The 17,500-nt window shown below is 65.7% G+C and carries 14 protein-coding genes; 4 read left to right on the top strand and 10 right to left on the bottom strand.

All coding sequences use genetic code 11. The features are described from left to right. Entirely contained in the window at positions 1-753 is a 753-nt protein-coding gene (locus YM304_RS07195) for a polysaccharide deacetylase family protein (protein WP_015440995.1), read from the top strand. A 34-nt stretch (positions 754-787) separates the two neighbouring features. After that, positions 788-2,425: an FAD-dependent oxidoreductase gene (locus YM304_RS07190; RefSeq protein WP_015440994.1), complete on the top strand. Its 1,638-nt coding sequence runs from the start codon at positions 788-790 to the stop codon at positions 2,423-2,425. 16 nt (positions 2,426-2,441) lie between these two features. Here the strand turns inward: YM304_RS07190 and YM304_RS23865 are convergent, their stop codons facing one another. Continuing rightward, a complete protein-coding gene (locus YM304_RS23865) occupies positions 2,442-4,448 on the bottom strand; it encodes a glycosyltransferase (RefSeq protein ID WP_015440993.1) in 2,007 nt (668 codons plus the stop codon). Positions 4,449-4,517: 69 nt separating this feature from the next. Then, the gene (locus YM304_RS07180) at positions 4,518-6,074 is read right to left on the bottom strand and encodes a hypothetical protein (protein ID WP_154723348.1); all 1,557 of its coding nucleotides are present in this window, start codon (positions 6,072-6,074) and stop codon (positions 4,518-4,520) included. Positions 6,075-6,166: 92 nt separating this feature from the next. Between YM304_RS07180 and YM304_RS07170 the strand changes: the two genes are divergently transcribed. Together YM304_RS07170 and YM304_RS07165 are read left to right on the top strand one after the other, a co-directional pair. Further along, entirely contained in the window at positions 6,167-7,714 is a 1,548-nt protein-coding gene (locus tag YM304_RS07170; RefSeq protein ID WP_231897635.1) for a sugar transferase, read from the top strand. A gap of 310 nt (positions 7,715-8,024) precedes the next feature. Further along, positions 8,025-9,452, top strand: a complete 1,428-nt coding sequence (locus YM304_RS07165; protein ID WP_015440990.1) for a sugar transferase — start codon at positions 8,025-8,027, stop codon at positions 9,450-9,452. A 30-nt stretch (positions 9,453-9,482) separates the two neighbouring features. On the opposite strand, the gene YM304_RS07160 is transcribed toward YM304_RS07165, so the two are convergent. The 8 genes from YM304_RS07160 to YM304_RS07125 all read right to left on the bottom strand — a co-directional run bounded on the left by YM304_RS07160 (position 9,483) and on the right by YM304_RS07125 (position 17,486). Beyond that, the gene (locus YM304_RS07160; protein WP_015440989.1) at positions 9,483-10,352 is read right to left on the bottom strand and encodes an HpcH/HpaI aldolase/citrate lyase family protein; all 870 of its coding nucleotides are present in this window, start codon (positions 10,350-10,352) and stop codon (positions 9,483-9,485) included. A 45-nt stretch (positions 10,353-10,397) separates the two neighbouring features. After that, positions 10,398-11,462, bottom strand: coding sequence for an HpcH/HpaI aldolase/citrate lyase family protein (locus YM304_RS07155; RefSeq protein WP_015440988.1), 1,065 nt, complete (start codon positions 11,460-11,462; stop codon positions 10,398-10,400). A gap of 61 nt (positions 11,463-11,523) precedes the next feature. Continuing rightward, positions 11,524-12,399, bottom strand: coding sequence for an HhH-GPD family protein (locus YM304_RS07150; RefSeq protein ID WP_015440987.1), 876 nt, complete (start codon positions 12,397-12,399; stop codon positions 11,524-11,526). Between the two features lie 12 nt (positions 12,400-12,411). After that, positions 12,412-12,936 carry a MaoC family dehydratase gene (locus tag YM304_RS07145; protein WP_015440986.1) on the bottom strand — a complete coding sequence of 175 codons (525 nt, stop codon included), beginning with the start codon at positions 12,934-12,936 and terminating at the stop codon, positions 12,412-12,414. A 67-nt stretch (positions 12,937-13,003) separates the two neighbouring features. Beyond that, a complete protein-coding gene (locus YM304_RS07140) occupies positions 13,004-14,266 on the bottom strand; it encodes a lysylphosphatidylglycerol synthase transmembrane domain-containing protein (RefSeq protein ID WP_154723346.1) in 1,263 nt (420 codons plus the stop codon). A 106-nt stretch (positions 14,267-14,372) separates the two neighbouring features. Then, positions 14,373-15,374, bottom strand: coding sequence for a serine hydrolase domain-containing protein (locus YM304_RS07135; RefSeq protein WP_015440984.1), 1,002 nt, complete (start codon positions 15,372-15,374; stop codon positions 14,373-14,375). A 1-nt stretch (position 15,375) separates the two neighbouring features. Beyond that, positions 15,376-16,521 (bottom strand): ArsA family ATPase, encoded by a 1,146-nt coding sequence (locus tag YM304_RS07130; protein WP_015440983.1) that lies wholly within the window; start codon positions 16,519-16,521, stop codon positions 15,376-15,378. Next, complete coding sequence (locus YM304_RS07125) at positions 16,518-17,486, bottom strand: ArsA family ATPase (RefSeq protein ID WP_015440982.1); 969 nt, start codon at positions 17,484-17,486, stop codon at positions 16,518-16,520. Before YM304_RS07125 ends, YM304_RS07130 begins: the two co-directional genes overlap by 4 nt. Positions 17,487-17,500: the final 14 nt, after the last annotated feature.

Genomic DNA, 17,500 nt, shown 5'->3' with positions numbered 1-17,500 from the left:
GTGGGCATTCAACACGAGGTGAGACGGCGCATCGGCCCAGTCGTTCGCCCCCGCCTCGATCGCCTCGGCACCTCGCTGCTCGCACCTCCTCGCACCGGGTTCGGCAGCTACCACCAGCACGGCGACCGAAGTCAGCGCACGGTGTCGCTGACCTTCGACGACGGGCCGAGCAGGCCGTCGACCGAGTCGATGCTCGATGTTCTCGACGATCTCGACGTGCAGGCGACATTCTTCTGTGTCGGCGAGATGGTCGAGTGGTACCCCGACATCGTCCAGCGTGCCCACCACAGTGGCCACATCGTCGCGAGCCACTCGATGTATCACTCGCGCGCTCAGGCAGCGTCACTGCGCAGCGACGCTCACCTGACCGCGACAGACGACGCAATCGAGCGCGCCATCGGGATGCGACCATCGCTGTACCGGCCTCCGTGGGGATGGCTCACACCATGGGAAGCTCGCCGCGTTCGGCGTCGCGGTCAGACGATCATCGGCTGGGACGTCTATCCCGATGATTGGAAAGACCCCGAGACCGACGCTGCTGTCACCGCCGAACAGGTCTGCTCGCGCGTTCAGCCGGGGTCGATCATCCTGATGCACGACGCAACGTCGAACATTCGAAACTGCCAAAAGACTCAGAGCGCCATCGCAGTTCGCATCATCGTCGAACGACTTCGAGCAGACGGGTACGAGTTCGTCACGATTCCTGAGATGCTCGGCGTCAGCCCATACGCCGCTGAGAGCACGCACGACTGATGCTCATCATCGCGTCGACAGGGACCGACGTTCGTTGATCACGACCTGTGACCGCCACAGCGACGACACCAGGCTCACCGCCGACATCTGCATCATCGGTGCAGGTCCGGCCGGCTTGACCCTCGCCGCACAACTCGACGGTGGTCCACACACCGTCCTCGTGGTCGAAGCCGGTGGATACCCGGGCACGCCAGATGGGCTCCACGAGGCGGGCGTTGCCGAAATGTCGGGAGACTTCGATGCCCCAGCGCTCGTTCCCCACCGATTCGGCGGTGCGGCAAACGAGTGGATCGTGCGTCTGCCTTGGAACCGCCGCGGCGTGCGGATGGTGCCGCTCTCCCCCATCGACCTCGAACGCCGCTCATGGATCCCCAACAGCGGATGGCCGATTTCCTGGGATGAACTCCAGCGTTACTACGGCGCTGCCACCCGTTTCTTGTCACTGGACGAACGCGGCTACGAACTCGATGCTTGGACCGACGACGATCATCAACCGCTCGCCCTCGACACCGCTGGCTTCAGCACCGGCATCGAACAGTTCGCCGATCCACGACGGTTCACTCGCGATCTTCTCGACGTGCTCGAGGCGTCCCCCAACGTTCATGTCGTGCTCGGTGGATCCGCCGGCCAACTGCAGGGCTCGCCGTCTCGGGCGACCGTGCTCGAGATCGACCACGACCGTCCGGCGCGCTTGAGCGCCGCTGCTTCCCGGTTCGTCGTGGCTACGGGCGGACTTGAGAACGCACGCCTACTGCTCGATGCGCGAGCCGGGGCAGGTTTCGGAGGCGGTTCCGACATCGTCGGCCGCTTCTACACCGACCACCATCGCGTCTTCACTGGGACCCTGACACCCGCCCGACGTGACATGTTCAGCACTGCCAGGATGTACGACCTCACCCAGCGCGAGACCGATGCTGGTTCCGCTCGCCCTTCGGTCATGGGCAAGCTAATCCCCACGGCTGCGCTGCTGCGCAGCGAAGAACTGCTGCACAGCGCGTCGATGCTCCTCCCCAAGCCGTCACCACTGATCGCGGCCGGGCGATCCGACATCGGGCGACTGCTACGCGGAAACCTACGGGTGCTCGGCGAACGGCGATCTGCGAGTCGAGTCGCACGCACAGCACTTCACTCGCTCCGTCTCGGCGTCGGGCTCACCGCAGCTCAGCGACGCATGCCACCGAGGATCGACGCCGGCTGGTCGGGCGTCTCCGGACGGTGGACGCCCTTCGAGCGATTCGACATCGAAACACAAATCGAGCTCGCACCGGACGCTGGCAATCGACTCACTCTCGGAACGACGGTCGACCGATTCGGGAGACAGCGTTGCGACCTGACCTGGACCTGGTCTGACGCCGACCTCGACAGCCTCCGCCGCACCACCGACCTCCTCGGCCGAGCATGCGAGCAGACGGGCGTGGGAGCCTTCGCTCCGACGAGGTGGGGTTCGACGCCCGAACTGACGACGCCATGTGGGGCCTTCCACCCGTCCGGGACGACCCGGATGTCGGCGACCGCACACAACGGCGTCGTCGACGATCGATGCCGGGTCCACGGAACCGACAACCTCTTCGTCATCGGCAGCTCGACGTTCCCGACGGTTGGCTATGCAAATCCGACCCTGACGATCATCGCGTTGGCGCTTCGTCTCGCCGACGATCTCTCGAGGAACTGAGCTCGTACCGAGAAGATCAGGAGTCGTCGAGCGCAGCAAGGAGCAGATCGACGACTCTCTTCGAATTCACATCACCGTCGAAGTGCCGTTCGGCATGACGACGGGCCGCAGCCGACATCTGAGCTCGGAGTTCGTGGTCGTCGACGAGATCGGCAAGCCGACTCGCCAGCGCATCAGCATCGGCGGGGGGCACGACGAATCCGGTTTCCCCCTCGACGATCATCTCCCCCATCGCCCCGACATCGCTGACCACACACGGCAGGCCGGACGCGCTCGCCTCGACGATGACGTTGGGAAATGCCTCGGCCATACTCGCCAACACGAAGATGTCGCATTCGGCATAGAGGCGTCTGAGCTCGGGGCTGTTCGGCCCGAGTCCGCGATGAACCCGCACACCCTCCTGAGGTTCGACTTCCGATCGTGTCACGATGTCCAGTTCCGCTCGACCGCGAAGCTCGTCGAAGGCGTCGATCAACAACGGACCACCCTTGCGCTCGAAGTCGCCGCCCACGAACAAGATCCTCGGCATCGCTCCAGGAACCGCCTCGCCGACGGTCCATTCGTCGAGATCGAGACCGGTGGCGATCACGACGATTCGGTCGTCGGCGACGCCGTAGTCATCGATCAGCGACCGGCGCGCCCAATCAGACATCGGAACGACCGCGTGTGCACCTCGAAGGCCCCGAATGTTGGCGCGGTGCTTCCATGCGGCGATCGGTCCACCGCGATCGGCGTTCTCGCCATAGTGCACCGCCATGTCGTCGTACAAGCGGGGGGTGTCGTCGACCATGACGACGTACGGCCGACGCCGGGCCAGCCGACCACCGAGTGCCACTGGGGTCTGGGTCAGGAAGAGGTGAGCGTCGGCGTCGCTCCGTAGCGATCGGCGCACCTCGGCGCGCCCCCGGAGCGATCCGAGAACCGATTCCGGAACCATACGCAGTCGATCGAAACGCGTCGACCCGACCCGATACTCGATGGGGTGAAACGTCGACTGAATGCGGTCGTCTACGACGACGAACCGTTCGAGATTGTCGGAATACGTCCGCAATCCCACTTGACGCTCGGTGACGAATCCGACCGAGGGGCTCGGTGGTGAGAAGCACAACGAGTCTCGTGACGACTGCCGAGTCAGCCCGATGCCGACGCCTCGTGTCAGATAGACGGCTCGCCCGAGCACTCTCGGGATCTTGCGTCGTCGAAGGCTTCGGCCCACATCGGCGAGGACGAGATTCCAGTACAGGCGACACAGGAACGGAACCATTCGACGAGGCCGACGTCGGGCCAGTTTGCCGGCCATGGCGCCGAGCCCCCGCGCGGCGTGGCGCGTGAGCGTCCGGAACTCCTCTGGCGTACGAGCGCCGTGGTGGTCGACGCCGGTCGAAATCAGACGACGAACCGGATGCCCGGCGAGCAGGATCCGGAGGGCCAGATCGGTGTCTTCGGCGTTGCGCAGCTCACTCCCGGGGCCGAGGTCGACATCGAAGCCGCCGACTTCATGAGCGACGGAGCGGCGCACGGCCATCGATGCTCCGATGCCGACGTTCACGCCGTCGGACGAGGAGCGCCAGTCACGAACATCGCGAAGCAGCACATCGGCATCAGCGACGCTCTCGGGGACGTAGCCCCCGTCAGGATCCGGCATGCCTCGCACGTCGGCGTACACAACGCCCGGACGAGCGTCGTCCTCGAGCGCGCGCACATTCTCCTCGATCCAGTTGGCATCGACTGCGCAGTCGTCGTCGGTCGAGAGGACGAACTCACTCCGGGCCAGTCGGAGTCCGCGGTTTCGTGACCGGCTGACGCCTGCATCGCTCACGCGGACGAAGCGGATCCTGTCGTCGGAGAAGCGGTCGGCGACGACGTGCTGAGTCTCGTCGGACGAACTCTGATCGATGATGATCAGCTCGAAGTTGCGATGCGTGCTCGCGAGGATCGATGCGATCGTTCCGACGATGCTGTCGCCGCGGTCGCGAGTGCACACGATCACCGAAGCAAAGGTTTCGTCGAGTGCGGCACTCACGGGAATATGACCCTAACGCAGATTTTCGCACCGACCGATTCCGACGAGGCGAGGGCGTCGAGCAGCAACTCAGCCGACGTCGCGTGACCAGATGGTGGCGTCACGCACGTGCCAGTCCCCGCCGTACCAGTCCGCACCTCTGACGTCGACTCGCGTCGTGCCGGCCGGGATCGGAGTCCAGTACGAAGCGAAGTGTTCTTCTTTGACCGCGTCTTTCGTCGGTTGTGCGAGGGCCGGCTGCCACGGCCCGCCGTCGTAGCTGACCTCGAGGTCGTGCCCGATGCCAGAGAACCTCAAGTGAGCGTCGGCGGGGGCTGGTGCCGGGAAGTTGAACGACGGCACATTCTCACCGACACCGCGTTCCGCCGCCTTGATGATGGTGAATGGGATGGCCGGTGAGATCGAGATGTTGTCCCAGTGCCATGTCGTCGGCAGACACTCGGTGACCGGCGGAACCGGGTTGTTGGCGACGTTGCAGTCTTTGGTCGGGTTGTACGAGTGATGCCCGAACTGAACGACGCCGACGTTCCAGTCGAGCGTGGGGATCGCTGTGTCGATCCACCAGAAGTCGTAGGCGGGCATCCCGACCCGAAGATGATCGGTCGACAACTCGATGACGAACGTGTCGCGACGCTTGGCGTCCGGCTCGAGGAAGGTCTCGTACCCCGTGAACGTGTCACCCGTGACCTGCCCATTCGGCCAATCGGGAAACTGGACATTCTCGAAGTCGTCGTAGATCTCCGCCAGCATCTGATTCTCACTTCCCAGCCCGACTCGGATGGAATCGCGCGGCGGGCCTGCCAGGTCGGCTGACGCATCGAGATCCAGTGGGAGTTGCGAATGCTCGTCGTACGGCGTGATCCAGACGTCCCACCAGTCGCGCACCGAGGTTCGCAGCGTCGAGATGTCGAGCGAGATGGTCGCCGTACCGTCGGAGAAGTCGACGAGTTGATTGGGCGTGAGATAGATCAAGCCGTAGGCGTCTCCGCGGATCGCTGTCATCATGTGGTTCTTGCACGAGAACACCGTGTGGTCGTAGGCGACCACCGGGTGCGACTCCGGCGGCGGCTCGCAGTTGGGCCCGTGAGCCGCGTCGACCTTGTCGAGCTCGAGCCACGTCTCCGGGTCACGGGAATGCACCGTGACGTCCCAGTTCTCTGCTGACCACGGGGTCGGCACCAGCGGATCGTCGTCGAAGGCGGCGATGAACGTTCGATCGTCGACGACACCCTCGTACGGCCCTGACGGGATTCGCAGGTTGTCCACATCGCCCTCCCCACCGGTTGTCTCGCTGCCGGCTCGCTGATCCTCGCCGGGCGATTGCGGATGAGCCGACGGCGCGGCGTCACCGCCCGGGTTCTCGATTGACGGTTGCTCGGCTCCACCGGCAGGGATCCGGCGGAGGGACACGCTCGCGAGCGCGACTCCAGCGATCAGTGCCACGACCCCCGTGAGGGCGGCCCATCTCGCGGTTCGACCGCTCGGCACCAACGCCATGATGGAAACGTACCGGCTCGACATGTTCGGCGATCGGCAGCGGCGACAAATCTCGCTCGCGACAGTCGCAACGTTTGGATCGTCTCTGCGCCGGTCGCCAACCGCCGCGAGCCAAGTGCGCTGCGCCACCCTCCGCGCTAGTTCTCGGCGGTCGCGCGACGTCGCGTCGGCAAGGAATATTCAAGAAATCGGCGGCTCTACCGATGATAGAGAGTCGCTCGATGGCGAATCGACGATCTAGTTGCGGAGGAGGAGGTTCGATGGCGGAGACGGCAGCACATGGCTCGGAAACACCCAACGAACGCTTCCGACTCGTCCAGACCGAGATCCCAAACGTCGAGAACGGCCAGGCCGAAGGTCTGGAGCGCTCGCCATCGCCGATGACCCCGTCGGTGATCCGGCGGCGCTTGATGCTGGCCGATGCATCGACCCTGCTCTTCGCCATCGCTCTGGCTTTCGTGTTCCAGGCGATCGCCAAACCGGTGCCCTGGTTCATCGTGACCGACCACCTCCTACTCGTCGTCGTCAGTCTGCCCGCCTTCGCACTCGGTGCCGGTTTCAACCACCTGTACCAGGCAAGAGCGAATGAGCGCCGCCTCGAAGAGGCCAGCAACATCTTGAAGGCCCTGGGCTTCGGCATCAGCGTGATTCTGATCATCGCGTTCGGCGTCCAGTTCGGCGAACTCTCCCGGCTGTGGATCGCCGCCCTCGCCGTCAGCGTGACGTCCTGCATGCTGATCGAACGTCGCATCGTCCGTTTCATCTTCCGGCGTCTCCGCCGCGAAGGATCGCTGCTGCGGCGGATCGTGATCGTCGGAACCGACGATCACGCCATCGCGTTGAAGGACTCGTACGAGCGCAATCCGACGCTCGGCTACGAGGTCGTTGGATTCGCCGGCGTCGTCGGCCACGAGCAGGGCGCCGCATCGGTACTCGGCTCGGTCGAAGACCTCATCCACGTTCTCGAGAAGCACGACGCAGTCGGCGTCGTCGTGTCGCTGGCATCCATCGCGTCGGATGCCGTCAACCGCCTCACGAGGCAGCTCACCGACCACGGCTATCACGTTGCGCTCTCGTCCTCCCTGCGTGACATCGACCTCGGTCGTCTTCGCCCGCAAACCCTCGACGGCCAGACGATGATCTACGTCGAACCGACGGTTCGCAACGGTTGGCGATCCAGCGCGAAACGAGTTCTCGATGTCGGGCTCGCGTCCGTGCTGATGCTCGTGACGCTGCCGCTACAGATCATCGCGGCACTCGCGGTAGCTGTGACGTCGAAGGGTCCGGTCTTCTTCAGACAGATCCGCGTCGGCAAGGACGGAGAGCTGTTCGAGTTGTTGAAGTTCCGGACGATGCGCGTCGACGCCGAAGATCGTAAGGCGGGCCTCATGGACCAGAACGAAGCGGATGGTCCGTTGTTCAAGATCCAGGACGATCCGAGAATCACTCCCGTCGGACGTCTGCTGCGCAAGTTCTCCATCGACGAACTTCCGCAACTGTTCTGTGTCTTGATCGGTTCGATGAGCATGGTCGGGCCTCGACCGGCCCTGCCGACAGAGGTCGAACAATGGGACCACGAGGTCCGAGAACGCCTTCGCGTGCTTCCGGGCCTGACCGGCATGTGGCAGGTGAGTGGGCGGTCCGACAGTTCGTTCGAGGTCTACAAACGAATGGACCTGTACTACGTCGACAACTGGTCGCTACTCCACGATCTCAAGATCTGCGCCCGAACGGTCAAGGTCGTTCTGACCGGCCGCGGCGCAGCCTGAGCACGGACGTCGACGCACGTCCGGTCGCGGGCCGCCGACCAAGAGCGCGACGCAGCGCGGTCACGTACGCGCGTAACGCATCGAAATGGAGAAATCTTCGACGCAAACCCATAATTCTCATGACAGCGGCATGCCACAGGTGTAGAACGGTTAGTCAAGGCGAGGGATGGGTATGAAAAGCGGACTACACCGAGCGGACAATCCGACAAGCGGCGATCGAAAACGGTCGAAGCGCGTCGCGATCATCAGGCGACCGGAACGATATGCAAAGTTACCGGCCGGACCGACATCGAGCGCGGATGGTGGCGATGTGCCGTCGGCCACGGGTGACGACGCCCCCACGACGCTGACGTCTCGTCAACTCAAGTCCCGACTCGTGGTTGCCGACGCCGTGGCGATGGCGGTCGGAGTGGTCGCTGCGTTCGCCATCCAGGCGATTCTCAGACCGGTCCCGCGCTTCGTCATGTCGAGCCATCTCATGTTGGTGGTCGCGAGCCTCCCATTCTTCGCGGTCGGTGCGGGTTTCAATCGGCTCTACAAGGGACGTGCCAACGAGCGACGCATGGAGGAAGCCAGCAACATCCTCAAGGCTGTCGGCGTTGGAATGAGCGGATTGTTGCTGATCTCGCTGGCATCGCAGTACAACGAACTCTCGCGACTGTGGGTCTTGCTCCTGGCGTTCAGCATCTCGACGGCGCTGCTGCTGGAGCGCCGATTCGCCCGTTCGCTGTTCGCACGGATGCGCAGCCAGGGTCGCCTGCAACGCCGGATCATCATCGTCGGCACCGACGCCCACGCGATCGGGCTCATGCATGCGTATGAACGCAACCCCTCCCTCGGCTACAAGGTCGTGGGGTTCGCCGGCGACGACGATCTCGGCGAACGCGGCGGCGTTGCCGTGCTCGGCACGATCGACAACATCTGTCACGTGCTCGACGAGCACGACGCTGTCGGAGTCGTCGTCTCTCTGTCGTCGGTAGATTCCGACGAGGTCAACGTCCTCACGCGCCGCCTGACCGATGCGGGATACCACGTCGCGTTGTCGTCGAGCCTTCGTGACATCGACATCGCTCGAATCCGTCCCCAGACGCTCGACGGCCGAACCATGATCTACGTCGAACCCGTGATGCGCAACGGTTGGCAGGAATCGGCCAAGCGAACATTCGACGTGTGCCTTGCGCTGACCATCCTCGTCGTCACGTTGCCGATTCAGATCATCGCCGGGCTGTTGATCGCCTTCACCTCGCGTGGGCCGGTCTTCTTCCGGCAGATCCGAATCGGCAAAGACGGTGAACTGTTCGAGGTACTGAAGTTCCGCACGATGGAACACAACGCAGAGCAACGCAAACACGAATTCTTCGACCAGAACGAGGCCGATGGACCGCTGTTCAAGATTCGCAAGGATCCGCGCATCACGAAGGTCGGCGGCGTGCTTCGAAAGTTGTCGATCGACGAGCTTCCACAGTTGTTCTGTGTACTGATCGGGTCGATGAGCATGGTGGGCCCTCGGCCGGCGCTCCCGAGCGAGTTCGAGCAGTGGGACGATTCGGTTCGGGAACGGCTTCGAGTGCTGCCGGGCCTCACCGGCATGTGGCAGGTGTCGGGCCGCTCCGATGCGTCATTCGAGACCTACAAGCGACTCGACCTCTACTACGTCGACAACTGGTCGCTGCTCCACGATCTGAAGATCTGCGCTCGGACGATCGGCGTCGTCCTCACCGGACGCGGCGCTGCCTGATACACGAGTCGCCCGCCGAACGAAGCGGCGTCAGGTGAGGGCGTTGATGGCGTCGGCGGTGGCGAGGGTGCGGCGGGCGTTGTCGACGTGGAGGTTCTCGATCATGCGACCGTCGACCGTGACGACACCCTTGCCCTCGGCGACCGCTTCGTCGAACGCGGCGATCACGCGTTGCGCGTAGTCGATCTCGTCGGCCGACGGCGCCCACATGTCGTTGGCCGGCTCGACCTGGCTCGGGTGGATCAGCGTCTTGCCGTCGAAGCCCATCTCCATGCCCTGACGACACTCGGCGGCGAACCCGTCGGGGTTCTTCACGTCGTTGTAGACACCGTCGATGGCGACCTTGCTGGCCTCGCGAGCGGCGAGCAGCGCCGTGGCGAGATGCGGCACGAGCGGATGACGGCCCTCGACGAGTGGTGAACGCAGTTCCTTCGCGAGGTCGTTGGTGCCCATGATCAGCACGGCGACGCGAGGATGCGCCGCGATCTCGCGAACGTTGAAGATCGCCGACGGCGTCTCGATCATCGGCCAGATCTTCAGGCCGGCGGGTGCGTGAGCGGCATCGAGCAGGGCCGACACGTCGTCGACCATCGACACCGAGTCGACCTTCGGGATCACCACGGCCGACGGTGCTGCCGCTCCGGCGGCGGCGACATCGGCAGCACCCCACTCGGTGTCGAGTCCGTTGCAACGGATGGTGAGCTCGCGGTTGCCGTACTCCCCCGACCGGACGGCGTCGACCGCACTGTTGCGGGCCGCCGACTTCGCGTCGGGAGCGACGGCGTCTTCGAGGTCGAAGATGATGGCGTCGGCCGGAATCGACTTCGCCTTCTCGAGCGCTCGCTCGTTGGCCGCGGGCATGTAGAGCACCGAGCGGCGGGGACGAAGGTCTTCGGACATGGTGATGGTTCTTTCGTGTGATCGTGCGAACAGGGGGCGGGGCGTTCAGAAGCCGTAGGTGGCGGCGAGTTCGGGGTCGCGTTCGCTGAGACGCTTGGCGAGTTCGACCACGACGTGACACTGCTTGACCGACGCGTCGTCTTCCATCTTGCCGTCGAGCATCAGCGCGCCCGTGCCGTCGCCCATCGCCTCGATCACGCGCTGTGCGTGTGCGACATCGGCGGGATCGGGGCTGAAGACCTTCTTGGCGACGTCGATCTGCACCGGGTGCAGGCTCCAGGCGCCGACACAGCCGAGCAGGTACGCGTTGCGGAACTGGTCTTCACACGCGACCGTGTCCTTGATGTCGCCGAACGGTCCGTAGAACGGGAGGATGCCGTGCGTGACGCAGGCGTCGACCATCCGAGCGATCGTGTAGTGCCACAGGTCCTGTTGGTGCGTCGCGCGGGTCGCGTCGATCACCGTCTCGCCGTCGTCGCCGACGGGCGGGTCTTCTCGCACCAGGTAGCCCGGGTGACCGCCGCCGACGCGGGTGGTCTTCATGCGGCGGTTGGCCGCGAGATCGGCAGGCCCCAGCGAGAGCCCCTGCATGCGCGGAGACGCCGCACAGATCTCCTCCACGTTGGCGACGCCGCGAGCCGTCTCCAAGATCGCGTGCACGAGTAGCGGCCGCGTGCGACCCGACTTGGCTTCGAGTTGCGCCAGCAGTCGGTCGACGTAGTGGATGTCTTCGGGACCCTCGACCTTCGGGATCATGATGACGTCGAGCGCTTCACCGCATTCGAGGACGGCGGCGGTGATGTCGTCGAGCGCCCAGGGCGAATCGAGGCTGTTGACTCGCGTCCAGAACTGCGTCTGACCGAAGTCGACGGTCTGCGCCACCTCGACGAGTCCGGCTCGCGCTGCTTCCTTCTGATCGGCGGGCACGCCGTCTTCGAGGTTGGCGAGCAGGATGTCGACGGTCGGCGCGATCGCCGGCACCTTCGAGCGCATCTTCTCGTTGGCGGCCGGGAAGAAGTGGATCATCCGGCTCGGTGGGAAGGGCACCTCCCTGATGGGTTCGGGCGCACCGACGGCGAGTGGACGGAAGAAGTCTTTTGCTGGACGCATCGGATGAAACGCTAGAGCGAAGTGACGACCGAGAGGTAATCGGCGGGCTCGAAGCGCGAACTCAGTGCGGCAGCCGGAGTCGGTCACCGACCGTCTCGACCAGTCCGTCGGCGAGCAGGCCGTGCACGATGCGCTCGTCGAAGGCGTCGGTCGGTCGTGGCCCGGCGGCGAGCGAGGCCAGCACGCGGCCGCGAGCCTGGCGGTCGCTCCCTTCGAAGCGGGCCTGCTTGGTGCTGACGCCTGCGGATCCGACCGCCGGGTCGGGGCTCGGCTTCCCGGCCTGCTGCCATGCGCACTCCGCTGAAATCGGACAGTCACCGCACGACGGCGTCGGACGGCAGACCATCGCGCCGAGGTCCATCAGGACCTGGTTCCAGATCCACCCGTCGCCTGCCGGGACGAGCGCGTCGGCCGCAGCCTGCGCTCGTTTCGGCGTCAACCGCTCCCCCGTACTGCGCGCGAGGATGCGCGCGATGTTGGTGTCGACGACGGCGACGTCACGCTCGAACGCGAACGCGAGCACCGCTCGCGCCGTGTACGGGCCGATGCCGGGCAACGCCAACAGGTCGTCGAGATCGTCGGGAAGCCGCCCGTCGTGTTCCTCGACCACCTGCTGGGCCGTGCGATGCAGGTTGCGCGCTCGACGCGGATACCCGAGCCCCTGCCAGAGCCGGAGCAGGTCGCCGACGGAGGCGTCGGCGCACACCGACGGCGTCGGGTACGCGTCGAGGAACGCGAGCCACTTCGGGATCACACGCTCCGCTTGGGTCTGCTGCAACATCACCTCCGCGACGAGGATCCGCCACGGATCGCGCTCGGCCCGCCACGGCAGTTCTCGCAGACGGGGGATGCCCCATGCCAGCACCGCGCCCGAGTCGAACGGCGGCTCGTCGGCCGTGACCCCGTTCGGAACGTCGTCAGGCCGCGGTGCGGGCATCGGGCCGTCGACTCACGACGATTCGTCGCTCCACACCTCGACGCCGTCGTATGGGCGCTTCCGGTCGGGTGCGGCATCCTTCTTCCAGATGAGCACCTTGCGCTTGAAGTAGCACACCTCTTTGCCGTCCTGGTTGAAGCCCTTGGTCTCGACGGTGACGATGCCGCGGTCGGGCTTCGACTTCGACTCCTTCACCTCGAGCACGCGCGTCTCGGCGTGGATGGTGTCGCCGTGGAACGTGGGGAACTTGTGCTGCAGGGTCTCGATCTCGAGGTTGGCGATCGCCGCACCCGACACGTCGGGGACGCTCATGCCGAGCACGAGCGAGTAGACGAGGTTGCCGACGACCACGTTGCGGCCTTGCACCGACTCGGCGGCGAACCAGTCGTTGGTGTGCAACGGATGGTGGTTCATCGTGATCATGCAGAACAGATGATCGTCGTACTCGGTGATCGTCTTGCCGGGCCAGTGCCGGAGGATGTCGCCGGGCGTGAAGTCTTCGAGGTATCGCCCGAACGGGCGCTCATGCGTCGTCATGGATCGCAACGTATCCGCGACGCCTGCACCGCTACCAACCCGTCGTGGAGGTGCGACTCGCTCCCGGTCAGGCCTCGTCGGCCCCGTGGCCCATCTCGGCGGCGTCGGCGACCGGCTCGTCGGGGGGTTCGGTGACGCGACGGCCGAATCGCAACGCGAAGTCGATCTTCGACTCGCCGGTGTTCGAGCCGTCGCGGGCGAGCTCTCGGAGGCGCGCCAGCCGATCACGCTTCTCGATCTTCCACGGACCGATCCTGAGCGTGGCGTACGCGATGGCGCCGAGGAAGATCGGGAAGAAGAACTGCGCGAACCGGTACGCCGCGAAGCCGAGCGTTGCGACGTTCTCGGTGAGGCCGAAACCGACCAGCGTCACGACGTACACGGCGTCGACGTAGCCGAGTCCGCCCGGCGTGATCGGAATCGCTGCGAGGAGATTGCCGAGCCCGAACGCCACGATCAACGCGTCGATGTCGAGACTGCCGCCGAACGCACGGATGAACACCCACAGCGCTGCCGCGTCGACCAGCCAGTTGGCCAACGCGAAGAACACGACGCGACGCAGGAGCGCCGGGTCGCTCATGAGCTCTTCGAGACGCGTGCCGATCTGTCGCAGCGCGTTGGCCATCTTGTCTTCGTCGGTTCGCATCTTGCGCGCGATCCACCGCACGAACTTCTCCGCACGCCCCTGCCCTTCCATGATCCCGACGACCAGAAAAGCGGCGATACCGATGACGATGATGCCCATCAGCGCGGCCGACCCGTAGACCGGGTTCACGCCGCGGCGCGGGACCGACACGATCAGTCCGAGCCAGAACACGAGGTTGAGCACCACCGCCGACCCGATGCCGGCGGTGGCGAGTGCGAAGCCCGCGTCGGGGCCACGGATCCCCGACAGCGTGAGCAACCGGTACCCGAGCGCGGAGCCGGCTGCGTTGCCACCGGGCACGACGTTGGTCAGCGCCTTGGTGCTCAGCTGGATGCGGAACATGCGCATCGGCGAGAGCGGGTCGGCGGCCTCGCCGAGCGCTGCGCGAGTGAGCAGGGAGTAGAAGAACAGCGCGACGAGTTCGAGCGCGAAGCCGACGCCGATCAGCACCGGGTTGAGGTCGGTGAGTTCGCTCGCCGCTTCTCGGAACTTCGGAAGCAGCGCGATCGAGTAGTAGACGACGAGCGCGAAGACCGCCATCTTGATGCCGAAACGAACCGGCCGGATCCGTGGCTTGACCGCCGGCGTGACGCGCGGGAGCACCGGGAGTTCCCCCGTCGGGAACTCATCGCGTGCCATCTCGTAGGTGGCGTCGAAGTCATCCCCTTCTGGGGTCGTGCTCACTCCTACTTCCTAGCAAGTTCGTGCACCTTCCCAACGCCATCGGGTCGTCGCGCGGAGTGCCGGCCCGGTGACGGCGAGCGACCGAAACCGGACGCGAACGGCCGAGTCAGAGCAAGGAGTCGATGATGCGCGCCAGTCGCATCCGCAGACCCGGGGCGTGTGCGGTGTCGGTCTTGCCGAGGTGCGTCACGACGAGCTGGGATTGGGGGACGACCACGACGTACTGCCCTTCGTACCCGTGGCACGCGTAGCTGCCGGGAAACGCCGGCCACAGCCACCAGTGGCGGCCGTAGTCGAGGCCAGAGTCGTCGTGGGCAGTCCACTCGCTGGCGTGGTCGACCCAGCCGGTGGGCAGCACCCGTCGGCCGTCGACACTCACGCCGTCACGGGCGTACAACTCGCCGAAGCGGGTGAAGTCGCGAGCCGTGGCGTACACGTACGACGAGCCGACGAAGTCGCCGACCTCGTCGAACTTCGGAATCGCCGAGGTCATGCCGGCCGGCGCGAACACCCGCTCGTGCAGGAAGTCGGTCACCGCGCGCTCGCGCTCCGATGGAGCCGCGTCGACGGCGAGCCCGGCGCGACGACACACGACGTCGCCGACGATGCGCGACACGATGTTGGTCGTGCCCGACGAGTAGTTGAACACGGTGCCCGGGGTGGAGGTGAGCGGCAGATCGGCCGCGTACTGTGCGAAGCTCGGCGCCGTACCGGAGAACAGCATCTCGATGCAGTTCGAGGTCTCGCCGTCGACGTAGTCCTCCACGAACGCGAGCCCCGGACGCATCTCGAGCAGATGGTTCAGCGTGATCTGTTCCTTGTCGGTGCCGGCCCACGACGGCACGGCGGCGGGAGCGTCGACGTCGAGGACGCCGTCGCCGACGAGGACGCCGACGGCTGCGTGTGTGATCGACTTCGCCATGCTCCACGACAGCAGCGTCGACGATGCCGAGATCGTCTGCGCTTCCTGGAACTCGTTGCTCGGTTGCACGCCGTACCGCTCGGCGACGATCGCGCCGTGGCGGGTGGCGACGAGCGCGAGTGACACGCCCTGTTCGCTCGGACGGTGGAACAACTCCTCCAGCAGTTCGTCGGTCGGGACCGGCATGTCAGTGCGCCTCTCCTCGGCGGTCGGCGGGGTCGACGAGCCGATCGCTCAGGCCGACGAGTCCGGGAATGTCGTGGATGTCGACGTCGAGCAGTGGCAGTTCGATCAGTTCGGCATGTCCGCTGAGCCGTTCGAGCTCGGCGATCTGAGATCGTTCGGCCTCCGCGAGTCTGGTCAGTTCGCGGTGCCACTCGAGGTGGTCGACCAGTGGCCCTTCGCCCATGTCGGCGAGTTCGGCTTCGACGGCCTCGCCGAGCGGTTCGGGTAGCGGATGGATCAGGTTGACGACCACGCCGGCCAGCGGGAAGTGCTTCTCGTCGATGGCGTCGAGGAGGTGTTCGGCCTCACCGACAGCTTCGGACCGCGGACTCGACACGACGATGAACGCGGTCGCGTCGGAACGCAGCAGCTTCGACACCTCCTTGGCTCGGTCGCGCAGGCCACCTTCGATGTTCGCGAGCGAGCGGAAGAACTGCACGGTGTCTTCGACGATCTGCGGCCCGGCGAGGCGTTTGACCGCCCAGAGAAACATCGACGATGCCGCATCGGTGATCTTGGCGAACGTGCGCTGACCGACCGTGAGCGCGCGATACACCGGATGGCTGAGGAATCCGACGAGTCGATCGGGTGCGTCGAGCAGGTCGATCGCGTGACGCGACGGCGGCGTGTCGACGATGACGAGATCCCAGTCGCCACTGGTGTGCAACTGATGCAGCCGTTCGATCGCCATGTACTCCTGCGCGCCCGACAACGACCCGGAAATCGCCTGGTAGACGGGGTTGTTGAGGATGGCGTCGGCTTGTTTGCGGCTGCCCGCCTGGTCGCGGACGAGCCGGTCGAAGGTCTGCTCGGCGTCGAGCATCAGCGCGAAGAGTTCGCCGTCGGTCGATCGCTTGGTGACCCCGGCGACCTTGTGTGGCTCGTCGGCAGCTGCCCCGGCTTCGAGCCCGAGGGCGTCGGCGAGCCGGCGAGCCGGGTCGACGGTGACCACCACCGTGCGTCGACCGGCGCGAGCTGCGGCCACGCCCAGCGCTGCGGCGGTGGTGGTCTTGCCCACCCCACCGGGTCCGCAGGTGAGAATCAGCTCGGAGCGGGCGATGGCACCGGCGACGGTGAGTTCGGCTGCGGTGCTCGATCGCTTGCTCATTTCGCCGTCTCCGTCGTGAGATTGACCGGGTCGATCAGCGCATCGGCCAACTCGACGATCTCGTCGAGGCCGAGGGTCGGCGTCGGCAGCCGAGGCAGCGTGATGACCGGTTCGTCGCGAGCTGCCCGCAGCCGATCGAGTTGCTCGTGTTGCTGTTCGAGCCGACTTCGGCCGAACGCCGCAGCCGACTCGAGCGCTCGCTTCGCGTCGCCCGACAGTTTGAGCTTGTGCGTCCGCGCTGCCATCGCCGGCGACTTGGCGAGGCCGGGTCGGTCGGGCCAGCAACCGTTGACGACGAGCGGGTGCAGCGCCAGGCCGAGGTCGTCGCCGAGGTCGCGGGCGAGTTCGATCAGTTCGGTGATCGGTGTCTCTTCGGGGAGCGCGACGAGCAGGGCTCGACAACGTTCGACGTCGGCGAGCATCTCCGACACCTCTCGCGCCTGGTCGAGGACCGGACCGGATTTGACCACGTCGGAGAGCCCCGACGCCGACCGCAGGAACGGTGCCGCGTGGCCGGCGGGTGGGGCGTCGACGACGACGAGGTCTGCCTCACGGTTGCGTTCGATCTCCTTGATCTTTCCGAGCACGAGCAGGTGTTCGAGGCCGGGGGTGGCCGCGGCGATCATCGGGAGCGATGCGGCCGAGGCCGCACGACGAAGGAGCCCGCCGACGCCTTTGAGTTCGAGGTAGTCGCCGAACGCCTGGTCGGCGGGGATCGTGCGGGCTCGGATCTTGCCGCCGCCGTCGAAGCGTTGCAGGGTCTGCTCTCGGTCGTTGATCTCGCGTCCGCCGAGCAGCGTGCCCATGCCGGGTCTCCCGTCGACCGAGATGAACATGACGTCGGCGCCGTCGCGAGCCGCTGCCCACGCAGCGGCTGCCGCCACGGTCGACGATCCGACGCCGCCCTTGCCGGCGACCACCATGACCCGGGCCGCCGTCAACCAATCCGTCCCCGAGTCGCTCATCGGTGCTCACCGTA

Origin of the sequence: Ilumatobacter coccineus YM16-304, assembly GCF_000348785.1 — a bacterium.
GTDB lineage: Bacteria > Actinomycetota > Acidimicrobiia > Acidimicrobiales > Ilumatobacteraceae > Ilumatobacter_A > Ilumatobacter_A coccineus.
This window is presented reverse-complemented; position numbering and strand designations above follow the sequence as displayed.